This is a genomic window from Paenarthrobacter sp. 4246 (genome assembly GCF_040546855.1).
In the GTDB taxonomy this organism is placed as follows: Bacteria; Actinomycetota; Actinomycetes; order Actinomycetales; family Micrococcaceae; genus Arthrobacter.
The window spans coordinates 98,333-112,155 of record NZ_JBEPOP010000012.1 but is presented as its reverse complement, the minus strand read 5'-3'; the positions used below and the strand labels follow the sequence as shown (position 1 = coordinate 112,155).

At 63.2% G+C, this 13,823-nt stretch carries 10 protein-coding genes and 1 riboswitch; of the genes, 5 read left to right on the top strand and 5 right to left on the bottom strand.

Annotated elements, in window-relative coordinates:
- Nucleotides 1-38: 38 nt before the first annotated feature.
- Together ABIE35_RS19605 and pabB are read left to right on the top strand one after the other, a co-directional pair.
- Nucleotides 39-599 (top strand): low molecular weight protein-tyrosine-phosphatase, encoded by a 561-nt coding sequence (locus tag ABIE35_RS19605; RefSeq protein WP_354517541.1) that lies wholly within the window; start codon nt 39-41, stop codon nt 597-599.
- Nucleotides 596-2,641, top strand: coding sequence for an aminodeoxychorismate synthase component I (gene pabB, locus ABIE35_RS19600; protein ID WP_354517540.1), 2,046 nt, complete (start codon nt 596-598; stop codon nt 2,639-2,641). The genes ABIE35_RS19605 and pabB overlap by 4 nt, the downstream gene beginning before the upstream one ends.
- 57 nt (nt 2,642-2,698) lie before the next feature.
- On the opposite strand, the gene cls is transcribed toward pabB, so the two are convergent.
- Complete coding sequence (gene cls / locus ABIE35_RS19595) at nt 2,699-4,171, bottom strand: cardiolipin synthase (protein WP_502921399.1); 1,473 nt, start codon at nt 4,169-4,171, stop codon at nt 2,699-2,701.
- Nucleotides 4,172-4,258: 87 nt separating this feature from the next.
- Here cls and ABIE35_RS19590 point away from each other — a divergent pair, with 87 nt between their 5' ends.
- Entirely contained in the window at nt 4,259-5,200 is a 942-nt protein-coding gene (locus ABIE35_RS19590) for an aminodeoxychorismate lyase (RefSeq protein WP_354517538.1), read from the top strand.
- A gap of 251 nt (nt 5,201-5,451) precedes the next feature.
- Nucleotides 5,452-6,906, top strand: a complete 1,455-nt coding sequence (locus tag ABIE35_RS19585) for an amino acid permease (protein ID WP_354517536.1) — start codon at nt 5,452-5,454, stop codon at nt 6,904-6,906.
- A 249-nt stretch (nt 6,907-7,155) separates the two neighbouring features.
- Here ABIE35_RS19585 and ABIE35_RS19580 read toward each other — a convergent pair whose 3' ends face one another.
- The 4 genes from ABIE35_RS19580 to ABIE35_RS19565 form a co-directional block, all read right to left on the bottom strand.
- The gene (locus tag ABIE35_RS19580; RefSeq protein WP_354517535.1) at nt 7,156-7,638 is read right to left on the bottom strand and encodes a carboxymuconolactone decarboxylase family protein; all 483 of its coding nucleotides are present in this window, start codon (nt 7,636-7,638) and stop codon (nt 7,156-7,158) included.
- A gap of 115 nt (nt 7,639-7,753) precedes the next feature.
- Nucleotides 7,754-8,815 carry a PLP-dependent cysteine synthase family protein gene (locus ABIE35_RS19575; RefSeq protein WP_354517534.1) on the bottom strand — a complete coding sequence of 354 codons (1,062 nt, stop codon included), beginning with the start codon at nt 8,813-8,815 and terminating at the stop codon, nt 7,754-7,756.
- On the bottom strand, nt 8,812-10,428 hold the full coding sequence (locus tag ABIE35_RS19570; protein ID WP_354517532.1) for an aromatic amino acid ammonia-lyase: 1,617 nt from the start codon (nt 10,426-10,428) through the stop codon (nt 8,812-8,814). Before ABIE35_RS19570 ends, ABIE35_RS19575 begins: the two co-directional genes overlap by 4 nt.
- Nucleotides 10,428-11,756 carry an NtaA/DmoA family FMN-dependent monooxygenase gene (locus tag ABIE35_RS19565; RefSeq protein ID WP_354517531.1) on the bottom strand — a complete coding sequence of 443 codons (1,329 nt, stop codon included), beginning with the start codon at nt 11,754-11,756 and terminating at the stop codon, nt 10,428-10,430. The genes ABIE35_RS19570 and ABIE35_RS19565 overlap by 1 nt, the downstream gene beginning before the upstream one ends.
- Before the next feature lie 154 nt (nt 11,757-11,910).
- Between ABIE35_RS19565 and ABIE35_RS19560 the strand changes: the two genes are divergently transcribed.
- Nucleotides 11,911-13,614: a SulP family inorganic anion transporter gene (locus ABIE35_RS19560; RefSeq protein ID WP_354517529.1), complete on the top strand. Its 1,704-nt coding sequence runs from the start codon at nt 11,911-11,913 to the stop codon at nt 13,612-13,614.
- Between the two features lie 86 nt (nt 13,615-13,700).
- Nucleotides 13,701-13,812, top strand: a riboswitch (SAM riboswitch).
- Nucleotides 13,813-13,823: the final 11 nt, after the last annotated feature.

Genomic DNA, 13,823 nt, shown 5'->3' with positions numbered 1-13,823 from the left:
CCTAGCCAAGAAGGGGTGCCATCAATCATGCTTGCAGAATGTACTCAACGACGAGCCCATACCGCATCATCACGGTCTGCACTGGAAACATCTGCCGCTCGCCCATGGCAGCCCTCATGCTCACCGAAGCCTTCGACGCGGAAGGGCTCGGCCAGCTCGTAGCGGTGGACTCCGCGGGCACCACCGGGTACGAGGTGGGGCATCCGATCGACCCCCGCGCCGCCCGCGTCCTTACAGCCCAGCACATCGCTTCCGAGGACCACGTAGCCCGCGAATGGCGCCACGAATGGTTCGCGGAACGGGACCTGATCCTTGCGCTGGACGTTGACCATTTCGGCTGGCTCCAAGAGGGAGCGACGGACCGCGCTTCACTCGAAAAAGTGCGAATGTTCCGCAGCTTCGATCCCCGCATGGAAGGGCGCAGCTCACTGGACCTCGGCATCGAAGACCCTTGGTACGGCGGCCACACCGACTTCGACAACACGTGGACGCTCATCAAAGCCGCCATCCCCGGAATCGTGGACCACGTCAAAGCAGCAATCGCCTCCGCGGAGGCCGCCGCTGACAACGACCACCAGCAGGTAACCTCTATGACATGACCCCTGCACCCGTGATCATCGCCGTTGACGGCAGGTCCGGTGCAGGAAAAACCACACTGGCCGTTGAACTGGCGGCACGGTTGCGGCAGCACCACAAGGTTTCGCTGTTCCACCTGGAGGACATCTACCCCGGCTGGAACGGCCTCATGCCCGGCATTGAGCGCTACGTCGGCACTGTCCTGACGCCGCTCAGCTCCGGCCAGGCCGCGGAATGGACCAGTTGGGACTGGGAACGGCATTACGACGGCGGACTGAACGTCACGCTGCCCGCCGAGATCGTGATTGTTGAGGGCGTCGGCGCTGCGGCGGACGCTGCCCGGCCCATGCTGGACGCTGTGGTGTGGGTGGAAGCGCCCGGTGACGATCGCCGTCGTCGTGCGTTGGCGCGGGACGGAAGCACCTACGAACCGTACTGGGACAGCTGGGCAGCCCAAGAGGACGAGTGGCTCTCCTCTGATCAGGTCATCGGCGCCGCCGATGTTCGCGTGCAAAACCTTGCCGACGGCAATGCGCCGGAAGATGTTCTGCAAGCTCTCATGTACCTGCCTTCAGTTGCTTCGATTTTGTCGCCCGAGCTCAGCGCACGGCGTGGCCTTCAACTACGCTCCGAGCGTTTGGAAGCTGTCCCTGATGCTGCGCTGCTCTTCGAGTCCCTCTACGCCCGGTCCGGCAACGCCATCTGGCTCGATTCCTCCAACGCCTCGGCCGTCGCCGGCAGGTCCCAGGCCGCCGCCCGCAGCCGCTTCAGCATCCTGGCAGACGACGGCGGCACGTACGGACAGTCGGTACGCCACGTGTCGGGGACCACCCACATCACCGCGGGCACAGCCACGGTCACCACCTCCGGGCCGTTCTTCCGGTGGCTGGACACTGTCTGGGGCCGCAGGGCGGTCCGCGCGCCCCGCGGCTACGACGGCCAATTCACTCTCGGCTGGCTCGGCTACCTCGGCTACGAACTCAAGCGCGAAACCGGCGGTAACGATGTCCCCTCGCACACCCCGGACGCGGCACTGCTCTTCGCCGGACGCGCTGTGGTGCTGGACCATCGGGAGCGGACCGTCTGGCTGCTCGCCCTGGAAGCGCCCGACGCCGACGAGTGGTTGCGCGCGGCCCGCACCGCCGTCGGGGCTGCTGCGGGTGGCTCCGCTCCGGCTGCCGTCTCTTCAGGCGCCGTCCCCTCAGGTGCCGTCCCGGAATTCGTGAGCCGGGACTCCGCAACGGACTATAAGCGCAAGATCGCGGTCTCCCAGCACGAAATCAGCGAGGGAAACTCGTACGAGATCTGCTTGACCACTACTCTTGAAGCCCCCGCCGGGGATCTGGACCCATGGCGCAGCTACCTGAACCTTCGACGCCGAAACCCGGCACCGTTCGCCAGTTACCTCCGGTTCGGCGAACTGGTCGTGGCGAGCACGTCGCCTGAACGCTTCCTCCGGATTCTGTCCGACGGCGGCATGCGCGCCGAGCCGATCAAGGGCACCCGGGGCCGCTCATCGGACGCCTCCGAGGATGCTGCTTTGCGGCACGACCTCGAGACCTCGCTGAAGGACCGCGCCGAGAACATCATGATCGTGGACCTTCTGCGCAACGACCTCAGCCACTTTGCCATCCCTGGTTCCGTGACGGTCAGCCGCTTGTGCGCGATAGAAAGCTACGCCACCGTCCACCAAATGGTCAGCACCATTGACGCCCACCTGAAGCCGGGCGCACCCCGAGCGGAAGCCTTGGCTGCGGCTTTCCCCGCCGGTTCCATGACGGGAGCGCCAAAGATCAGCACCATGGACATCCTGGACCAGCTCGAGTCCGGGCCCCGGGGCATTTATTCGGGCGCCATTGGCTACTTTTCCCTGAATGCGGCCACCGACCTCGCCGTGGTGATCCGTACCTTGGTGGTCAACCCTGACACAAACGGCGGCAGAACGCTCTCCCTTGGCGTGGGCGGGGCCATCACCGCGGACTCCGTAGCCGACGACGAGTACGAGGAAATCCGGACCAAAGCGTACGGCGTGCTGTCCACACTGGGCGCCGACTTCCCGGGCTGAGTTTTGTACAGCCAACGCCCCTAAGAGCGTCTCTTAAGGGCGTTGGCTGCACACAAACTACTGGAGCGTCGCGGTCAACCTGGCCACGTTATCCACATACTTGGCCAATGGGGGTCTATCCATCCAGTCTTCCAACATAAGCTCACGGGACACCTCGCGATACGTGGACTCTACAGCCCGCATGAGGTTCACGGTCTCGGCGCCAAGGAGCATCACCGAGACCTCCATATTCAGGGAGAAGGAGCGCATGTCCATGTTGCTGGAACCGAGAACGGCTACCTCGTCATCAATGGTGAAGTGCTTGGCATGGAGGACGTACGGCGCCCTGTACAGGTAGATTCGGACACCGGCCCCTAACAGGGCTTCGTAATAGGAGCGTTGGGCGTGGTGGACCAGGAACTGATCGCCCTTCTCGGAGACGAAGAGTTCCACGTCAACACCTCGCTGCGCAGCTGTGGTGATGGCGTAGAGCAGGGAATCGTCCGGGACAAAGTACGGGCTGCAGATGGAGATCCGGTGCTGCGCTGAGTAAATCAGCGTGTTGAACAGGCGCAGGTTGTTTTCGGTGGCGAACCCGGGGCCACTCGGCACTACCTGGGCAGTGACCTGGCCCGGCGCCGGCTGGGTGGGCAAGCGCAGCTGGTCTTCCAGCGATTCGTCGGTTTCGCTGAGCCAGTCCGTAGCGAACACCACGTTAAGCGTGGCCACGATCGGACCCTCCAGCCGGGACATGAGCTCCACCCATTTGCGGCCCACTTTGTGGTGCTTGGGGTTGTTGTAGGAAGGCTCAATCAAGTTTTGCGAGCCGGTGAACGCAATCTCGCCGTCGATCACCATGATCTTGCGGTGGTTCCTGAGGTCGGGGCGCCGCCATTGACCGTGGATAGGCAGCAGCGGCAGCATTCGCTTCCACTGGATCTTGCCTGCCTTGAGCCGGCGGATCAGTCGGCGGTATCCCTTGACGCGCAACGTTCCGATGTGGTCGAAGAGCAGCCTGACGGTCACACCACGTTCAGCCGCGTTCTCCAGTTCGGTGAGCAGTTCATCCGTCACGGAATCGCTGCTCATGATGTAGAACTCGGCGTTGACGTAGCTCTTGGCGCCCTTGACTGCTTCAGCCATGGCTTTGATGGACTCTTCGTAACCGGGGATCAGTTCCACCTTGTTGCCGTCGACCATAGGCAACGATCCAAGCCGATGGTTCAGCTCGCCCGCCGACTTCACCCATTCCGGCCCGGAATAGACGCTGACAGGATCAGCCAGATCGGAGGTCACCGCACGAACACGGCGATTTACCTCCTCCTGCTGCTCACGCCGGCGCCGCGACAGCTTGAAATTGCCGAAGAGCAGGAACAGGACGAACCCGACGGATGGGATGAGGAACACAGCCAAAAGCCAAGCCATGGCGGTGGTGGGACGCCGGTTGCCGGGAATGACGCCCAGCAGCACAATGCGCATTATGACTTCCGCAATGGCCCATGCACCCAGTAACCAGGTCCACTCCTGGCCAAACGGAAAAGGAAAGAGCACCCGACAAACCCCCACAGTTCATGAACAACAGTGACCACAGCCTATCCGGCAAAGTCCCCTCCAGTGGGTCCGCACTAAGCTGGGTCCATGACTTCACCTGCCCCCACGGTCCTCGTTTTCCTGGATCCCGCCTTCGAAAATGGTCGTATTGCCGATTCCAGCCAGCCTCAACTCATGGCAACCGATCTGGGTGCCACCCGCGGCGACGGCGTATTCGAATCACTCCTCGCTGTGCAAGGCCACCCCCGCAAAGTCCAGGCTCATCTGAACCGATTGGGCAGTTCTGCGGCGGCCTTGGACCTGGCGCTTCCTGGGCAGGATGTCTGGCGCCGCGCCATCGAGACAGCCATCAAGGAATTCCGCGACGTTCACCCTGCCCCCACGCCTGAAGAGGACGAGGTAGTGGTCAAGCTGATTGTGACCCGTGGCGTTGAAGGCGCCGCCAGCCCGACGTGCTGGGTACAGGCCTCGCCCTCGCCTGCGGGCAGCCGCCGTCAGCGGCAGACGGGCATCGACGTCGTACTTTTGGACCGTGGCTTCGACACCGAAGCCGGCGAGCGCGCGCCGTGGCTGCTCCTGGGCGCGAAGACGCTGTCTTATGCCGTGAATATGGCCGCACTTCGCTACGCCCACAAGCAGGGTGCTGATGACGCCATCTTCACCTCCACTGACGGCAGGGTCCTGGAAGGCCCGACGTCCACAGTGTTGCTGGCGCACCTTGAAACGGTCGACGACGGCGACGGTTCCATCAGGACGGTTCGTCGCCTCATCACTCCCCAGCTTGATAGCGGCATCCTCCCGGGCACCTCGCAGGGCGCATTGTTCGCCGCAGCGAAGGCCGCTGGCTGGGAACTTGGCTATGGCCCCTTGGAGCCACAGGACTTGTTCGATGCCGATGCCGTATGGCTGATTTCCAGCATCCGGCTGATCGCTCCCGTGAACCACATCAACGGTAAAGAGGTGGGCACGCCCGAGGTGCGCAAACAGCTCACTGCCGAGCTGAACCACCTGTTTGCCGGGATCGAGTAAGTCGTTTTTCTGGGGGCTCTCCCTATGGAGCTCCGCATGGAACCTAACAGATAACAAGCAGAGTAATCGCTCGCATGACTTTATGATTAGGAACTCTTAGTCTCAGCCAAGAGCTGTTTGCGTGTTCAATCGCGTTCCTTATCCTCCTTGAAATGGTCATTCGTCATGTGATGAATCTTGTACTCGTGTTAGTTGGATCACGTCCGACTGGCACTACTTCAGACTTTGCTGGCTAACTTCCCGGAGGGAATATGGGACTCAGCTCCCCCACAGAAGCCGAAGCATCGGCAACAGAGGCACAGTCCCGCACTGACGCCTCACAGACAGGATTGCGCCGGTCCATGGAGGCCCGGCACTTGGTCATGATCGCCATGGGCGGCGTCATCGGTTCAGGCCTGTTCGTCAGTTCGGGATACACCATCGCCACTGCCGGCCCTCTGGGCGCGGTCCTGGCGTTCCTCATCGGGGCCGTGGTGGTTTACCTGGTGATGGCTTGCCTCGGGGAGCTCGCTGTTGCGTTCCCCGTCTCCGGCGCCTTCCACATTTATGCCGCCCGGACCATCGGCCCCGCCACGGGCTTCGCCACTGCCTGGCTGTACTGGCTTTGTTGGGCCGTAGCCTTGGGCTCGGAATTCACAGCGGCCGGCCTCCTCATGCAGCGATGGTTCCCGGGCGTCGACGTCTGGATCTGGTGCTTCATCTTCGCCACCGTCCTGTTCACACTGAACGCCATTTCATCGCGTGTCTTTGGCGAATCGGAGTTCTGGTTCGCGCTCATCAAGGTCGCCGCCGTCGTCGGCCTGATCATTCTAGGTGGCGCCGCACTGGCGGGCTTCCACCCCCTCGCCGCGGGCGAGTACCCCTCCTTTGGGGAGAACTTCAGCACGCCGGAGGGTCTGTTCCCGAACGGTTTCACCGGCGTGTTCGTGACCTGCCTTGCGGTCTTCTACGCTTTCTCGGGTTCCGAATTGATCGGCGTTGCTGCGGGCGAAACGGCCAACCCCGGCGCCAACATACCCAAGGCCATGCGGACCACCGTCATCCGGCTCATGATCTTCTTCGTCGGCGCGATCGTGGTCATTGCAGCCACCATTCCGTACGAACAAGTCAGCGTGGACGAGAGCCCGTTCGTCACCGTTTTCTCCATGCTCGGCATCCCCTACGCCGCGGACATCATGAACTTTGTGATCATCACGGCGCTGCTCTCCGCAGGCAACTGCGGCCTCTTCTCCTGCGCCCGCATGCTCTTCTCGTTGGCTGACGAAGGCCACGCACCGCAGGTCTTCAAGAAACTCACCAAACGCGGCATCCCCATGGTGGCGCTTTGCGTGAGCATGCTTGGCGGTCTGGCCTCCCTGATCAGCAGCGTTGTGGCACCTGCCACCGTCTACCTTGTGCTCGTCTCGGTGGCCGGCTTTGCCACCGTGGGTGTCTGGATGTCCATTGTGGCCTCGCACTTCATCTACCGCCGGACCTTCATCAAGAACGGTGGCGACCTCAGCACGCTTCCCTACAAGGCACCGCTGTTCCCGCTGGTTCCGATCCTGGCTTTCGCTCTGTGCGTGGTGTCCCTGATTGGTATCGCGTTCGACCCCAACCAGGTGGCGGCGCTGCTGTTCGGCGTTCCGTTCGTAGGCGCTTGCTACGCCGTCTTCTACTTCAAGTACGGCCGACGACGGTCGCTCAAGAAGGCAGTTGACGCGTAGGCCTCCTTGTTCCGTGGCGTCCTGACTTGGTTTGGGCGCAGATCAGCCCCTGGACAACCTTTGCTGGTTGACCAGGGGCTGATTCCGCCTCAAAGAGGGTCGGGACGCCACACCCCGCGCCAGCCACCACCCGGTTTGAAACCCGGGAGCCCTGACACGCCGTGCAAGGGGTGTGTTGAACAGGCCCCTGCTACCCAAAGTTGGTGGTGGAGGCACGCCCCCTATTCAATGGGCCTGTGTTTTCCAGGCCTACTTCTTGGCTGCGCGGACCGGGTGCTCGCTCAAAATGGACAGGCGGTTGAAGGCATTGATTCCGATGGCGGCCATGCAGAGCACACTGATCTGCTGGTCGTTGTAGTGCTGCCGGGCCTGTTCGAAGAGCTCGGGGCTAGGCCGCGACGAGCTCATCCGGGTGATCTGCTCTGCAATTTCCATCGCGACCACTTCAGCGGGCTCGAAGAGCTGCACTTCCTTGTAAACAGCCACCAATGACAAACGCTGCTCCGTTTCGCCGTACTTCAGGGCCCGACGATGGTGAAGGTCCAGGCAGAAGGCGCACCCATTGATTTGCGAGCATCGATAGTTGATGAGTTCAAGGGTCCGGCGTGAAATACCCAGCCGGTCAGCTTCGTCTACGAGCTGCTGGGAGTAGTGGCTTAGAGTCGCATAGAGGTCCGGCTGCTGCTTGTCCAGGTAGCCGGCCAGACGTGGTTTTAGTTCCTGTTCGGGCATGGTTGGAGCTTAACGCAAAAGGGACCGGGCACCCGAAGGTGAGAGAGGATCCGCCCCAAACCCGAGGGATGTGAGAGAGGATCCGCCCCAAACCCGAGGGATGTGAGAGAGGATCCTACTCGCGGGCGGCGGGGGTGTCGGCGGCGAGCCGGATGCCGTGCTCTGCCAGCCACACCGGGTTGAAGGCCTTGCTCATATAGTTCGTTCCGGCGTCGGGCGCTATGGCAACCACCATTGAGCCGTGAGGCGCGGCGCGTGCCACCCGAATGGCCGCGGCGACAGCGAGTCCTGAGGAGGGGCCGAGCGCGAGCCCTTCTTCCTCGAGGAGCCGGTGAACGGTGGTGTAGACCTCGTCGTTGGGGATCCGGAGGAAGCGGTCCACGATGGAACGGTCGAAGGCCTTGGGCCACTCGGGCTCCGGCCAGGAGTTACCCACGCCGTCCACGAGGATCTCGCCGGGATGGCCGCCGCTGTAGGCAGAGCCGTAGGGGTCTGCGCCAACAACTTCCAGATGGCCGCCCGGGCGCAGGGCAGCTACCTGTTCCTTCAAGAACCGCCCGTTCCCGCTGATGGTCCCGCCTGTTCCGATGCCCGCGACGAAGTGCGTGACCAGGCCACCGGTCTGCTCCCAGATTTCAGGGCCGGTGGTTTCATAGTGCGCCTGGGGATTGGCAGGGTTGTCGAACTGCATGGGCCGCCACGCACCGGGCGTCTCTGCCGTTATCCGCGCAGCCACAGCTCGGGCATTCTCCGGCGACTCCGACGGCGCATTCCAATCCGTCAGGATCACGCGGGCGCCGTAGTTATGCAGCGCGGCGAGCTTCTCCTCGGAGATCGTGTCGCCCGTTACCACCACCACGGGATGTCCGGTCAGGTGGCCGATGAGCGCCAGACCGATCCCGGTGTTGCCCGAGGTGCTCTCCACGATAGTGGCTCCCGGTTTCAGCTCCCCGGACCTCTCGGCCGCCCGAACCATGCTGAGTGCGGTCCGGTCTTTGATGGAACCTCCGGGGTTTTCGGACTCAAGCTTGATGTGGATGGCGCTGCCCAGTCCACGGCCCAACGACTCCAGCTTCACCAGTGGCGTGTTACCCACTCTGTCCAGGACCGAGGCGTCCAGCCCGTCCGGCAGCCGGGCCGCTGCGTGAGCTCCTTGCCGACGAATCGCCGTACTCACAACGACCCAACCCCTTCCTCTGCTTCCTGGAAAACCTGATCCACGGCGGCGCGCAGTTCAGTCCGCGCCCGTTCCACAAGGTCCGGCGCCGATGGCCTGTCGGCCAGCACATCTGCGAGTCGACCCACGACGACGCCTGTCCCCTTCCCGAGCGGTTGTGCAGCCCCCGCTTCGAGCAGCAGATAGGACGCCGTCAGCGCCTCGATCGTCAACAGCTTTTCCAGCACCTCCACCGACTTTTCGAGTTGCTGGAGGGCCAGGGGGGCCAGGGTTGAGTGGTCCTCGACGTCGGCGGACAAGGTTGGGGCGCCAAGGGTGGCCGGGGCGGCCAGGAACTTGAGTTCGGCCAACAGCCCGGCCGCGGAGTACCACAGCAGCCCGGGCAGTTCCTCCTGGGCCAGCGCGGAGGCCGGGTTGGTTTCCGATCCGGTCCCGGACCCTTCAGCAGAGGCTTGGGTCGATGCCGCTTGCAAGTGCCTGGCTCGGATGGCCCGCTGCGGCGGATACAACTTGGCGATCCGGCGCTCACTGGAAATCCCCACGTGGGCCAACGCCACCCTCAGACCCTCAAATGCCAGAGCCAGTTGCATCGGCTGGAAGTTCCCGCCGGACACCATGAGCCCGGATTCGACATCCACCAAAGGATTGTCGCCGCGACCATTCAGTTCCACCTCCAACGCACCACCCATCTGCGACACGAGGGATCGAAACGCCCCGTGCGTCTGCGGTGCGGCCCGGAAGGACAACGCATCCTGCACCGACACCTCGGGACGCGCATCCTCCATCCAGCCACCGCTCAGCAGGTGACGCACAGCTGCCGCTGAATCACTTTGACCGTTCACCGCCTTGGCCGCCTGGATGGCCGGCGAAAACGGGCTGAGGTTCCCGCCGCCGTCGTACCTTGCGATGGTCTCCAGCGAGAGGGAAAGCGCGACGTCGGCCAGCCGGGCCAGCTGCTGCAACCGCAGCAACGCCAGGGTCCCGGCGCCGACGGAATACGCGTTGGCGCTCACCAAGGCAAGCGCCTCGCCGGGCGCGAGGACGAGGGGTTGAAGGCCGGCATCGGCGAGCGCTTTGGCTCCTGGAACCAAGGTGCCGTCGGCATCGATGGCTTCGCCCTCACCGATGGCGACGGCGGCGACGGCGGCCAGCTGGGTGAGGTCCGATGAGCCCACCGACCCTTCGCGCGGGATGGCGGGCAGGACGCCGCGGTTGAGGAGTCCTGCATAGAAGTTTGCTGTTTCGGGCCGCACACCGGAGCCGCCGCGGCTGAAACCGACAAGTCGGGCGAGGATCACTGCGCGGGCAGCGGGACGGTCCAGATACGAGCCCACTCCGCTGTTGTGATACCTGACCACCTGGACCTGATAGGCCAGGAGCGACTTCTCCTCCACAGCGGTGTCCCGACCGGACCCGAGCAACGTATTGAGTCCGTAGACCCGCTGCCCGGAGGCGGCGGTGCGCTCCAGTACGTCACGGGATCGGCTGATCAAAGACAACGCATCATGGTTGAGTTTCACGTGAAACGCAGGGTCAGAGGCGGCCAGTGCTACGTCGGCAGCACGCACCGGTGCCGTTCCAATCACCAGGGTCCGCGGTTCGGAAGGCGCCATCAGAAGTCCAGGAGATTCTGCCGGAACCCGCCGTTTCCGTAACTCTTCCTCAACAGGCCTCGCCGCCGCAGTTCAGGGGTGAGCTTGTCCAGTACACCGTGCACTGTCACCGGGTCCACGAAGCCGGAGAAGAGGAACCCGTCACCGCCCACCTCGGAACCGGTCGACTCAAGATAGTCGGCAATCTCGCCCACCGTGCCGATGATCGAATCCCCGGCCCCGCCGCTGCGGGCCTGCAGGATCTGGCGCAGCGTGGAACCGGGAGGTGCCGCCTTGGCGAAGTGTTCCAACGTCCCCTGATTGCTGTTGGTGCTCAGTTCCGGGAGGGGTGCGTCCAGGTCGAACTGCTTGAAGTCGATCACCGACAGGTAGGAGATGGAGTTGAGCTGGCTGTCGATATCGCGCTGGGTGAGCTCCCGACGCCGGGCACGCAACTCCTCTGCCTCAGCGGTGGACCCAACCACGGTGGGCTTCAGGACAAAAAGTACCTTGACGTCGTCGGGGTTCCTGCCGGCTTTGGCGGCCTCCGCGCGAATCGAGTCACGGTAGGACTTCATGCCGTCAACACCACGGGCCAACGCAATCGCCACATCAGCATGACCACCCGCGAACGCCTTGCCCCGGGGAGAGGCACCAGCCTGGACCAGTACGGGTTCCTCCGGCAACGGCGCCGTGTTCAGCGGACCTCGGACCTTGAAGAAGTCACCGTGGTGATTGATCGGGTGCACCTTGGTGTGGTCGGCAAACACCCCTGCGGAGACGTCCTCAAGGACCGCGTCCGGTTCCCAGCTCCGCCAGAGCCGCCTGACGACGTCGACGAATTCCTCCGCCTTTTCATACCTAAGGTCGTGTTCAATCTGCTGATCCAACCCGTAGTTCTGGGCGGCGAGGTCGCTGCCGGACGTCACCACGTTCCAGCCCAACTGGCCCTCGGAGAAGTGCTGCAACGTGGCCAAAAGCCGGGCCGCCGTGAAGGGCGGGTAGAACGAGGCGCTGACGGTCGGCACGATTCCCAGGTGCTCGGTGGCGGAGAGCAGGTAAGGGACCAGCGCCAGCGGATCGTGTTTAGGCGCAAAGGAGGCATGCGCCAGGGACACTTCGGCCGATCCGCCATACGTGTCCGGCACGGTGAGGGAATCCTCAATGATGAAGAGGTCCAACCCGGATTGTTCGAACGCACGGACTGCATCCTGGTACAGGGCGGGTTTCTTCCAGTCGTAACCCAGGGCGTAGCCGGGCGTCCCCCACCCCTGGACACCGAATCCGTGGCCCACAAACCATCCAAAATGCAGCATGGGCTTGAGTGTAGAACTGCTCTGTCCGTTCACCGCGACCTGATTTCATGCGAAGTTACAGGGGGACGTACTGGGTCAATTATGCTCCCGGGGCGTCACATTTGAACGCGGCTGGAGACGGTCCGGATTTTCCACATAAGGCGTATGTCGTGTTCCACAAACAGCAGGGGTCGGGAATGATCGCTGTATGAGTGCAGCAACCACCCGCCCCTCCGCCAAGGACCGGCTGTCCAGCGTCTGGGCCCTCAAGGGCTACAAGCGTGAATGGCTGCGGCACGATCTCGTTGCGGGCGCTGCGCTGTTTGCTTTGCTGGTGCCTGCCGGAATGGCCTATGCACAGGCAGCAGGGCTTCCCCCGGTCACCGGGCTTTACGCAACAGTTGTCCCGCTGCTGGTTTATGCGGTGGTGGGGCCCTCCCGCATTCTGGTCCTGGGACCCGACTCTGCCCTCGCCCCTATGATCGCCGCGGCGATTGTGCCGCTGGCAGCGGGAAGCAGCGAGAAATCCGTGGCGCTGGCCGGCTTGCTGGCCGTGTTGATCGGGGCACTCATGCTTGCCGGCTCGGCACTGAAACTGGGAGCCATTACGGGCCTGCTGTCCAAACCCATCCGGCTCGGGTACCTCAACGGAATCGCGCTGTTGGTGGCCCTTTCGCAGCTCCCGGCGTTTCTGGGGATTGCGGCCGACGGCGACATCTGGCAAAAGCTCGCAAAGGTCACCACCGGGTTACTGCGCGGCGAGGTCAACATCACCGCGTTGTTCTTGGGAGTGGGGTCACTGGCTCTCATCTGGATCCCCCGGCTCCTGAAGTGGAAGGTACCCGGTGTTCTGTTGGCGGTGGTTGGCTCGTGCGTGGCGACGGCGGTCTTCGGGCTTAACGACGACGTGAAAGTCACCGGGGTCCTGCCGCAGGGCCTGCCCATGCCCGCACTGGGAGGTATTGGCTGGGCAGACGCCCTGATGCTGCTCCCGGCCGCCGCAGGCATCGCGCTCATGGCTTTCGCTGACACTGGTGTGTTGTCTCAAACATTGGCAGCCAAGGAAGGGAAGAAGGTCTCCGGAAACAGGGAGATGGCAGCGCTTGGAGCAGCCAATGCTGCTACCGGCCTCTTGGGCGGATTCCCCATTTCAGGCAGTACCTCCAGGACACCGGTCGCCGTGGATGCCGGCGCAAAATCCCAGATGACAGGCGTGGTCGGCTCCGTGCTGGTGCTGGCCTTCATGCTGCTGGCTCCGGGAGTAACCGAGTACCTTCCATCGGCAACCCTGGCCGCCGTCGTTATCGCAGCAGCCATTGCACTAGCGGATCCTGCCGGCGTCCGGCGGCTCCTGCGGCTGAGCCGCAGCGAGTCCGTGGTGATGCTGGCTGCGTTCCTTGGAGTGCTGACAGTGGGTGTCCTCCAGGGAATCGTGGTGGCCATTGCCTTGGCACTCCTGGATTTTGTCCGCAGGGCATGGGATCCGTACAGAACCGAACTCGGCGCCGAGAAAGGCCTACCCGGGTATCACGATCTTGAACGGCACCCCGAGGGCGAGCGCATCCCCGGGCTCTTGATCCTCCGGTTTGATGCACCACTGTTCTTCGGCAACGGACAGGTTCTGGCCAGCTTTGTGAGGGAGCAACTCGACGAGGCCCCGGACGAGTCCACCGAGCCCATCAGCCACATCATCCTTGCCGCCGAACCCATCACCGGGATCGACACCACAGCGTTGGATGACCTGGTAACCCTGGACGAATGGTTGGCCAGAAAAGGAGTGGACCTGGTGTTTGCCGAGCTCAAAGGGCCTGTGAAGGACAAGTTGATCCGCCTCGGTACGGCGGCCCGATTTACGCCGGACCACTTCTACCCCACTGTCGGCGCGGCAGTGCGGGCGCTCAAGGACCGGTAATGGATCAGCCGCCGATTACGCAACATGACGACCATGCAGCCACCCGCAAGTGCGGCCCGACGCCCGTGGATGTTACGTTTTTCTTGAGTAATGAGTACCAGCGCAAAGCCCTGACTTGCTGGTCGGCAACCCTCTCTCCGGCGGGGTGCCTCAGGTGACTACTCGGCGTATCGACAACTCGAACTGCAAGCGTGACTGAGGAGCACCAG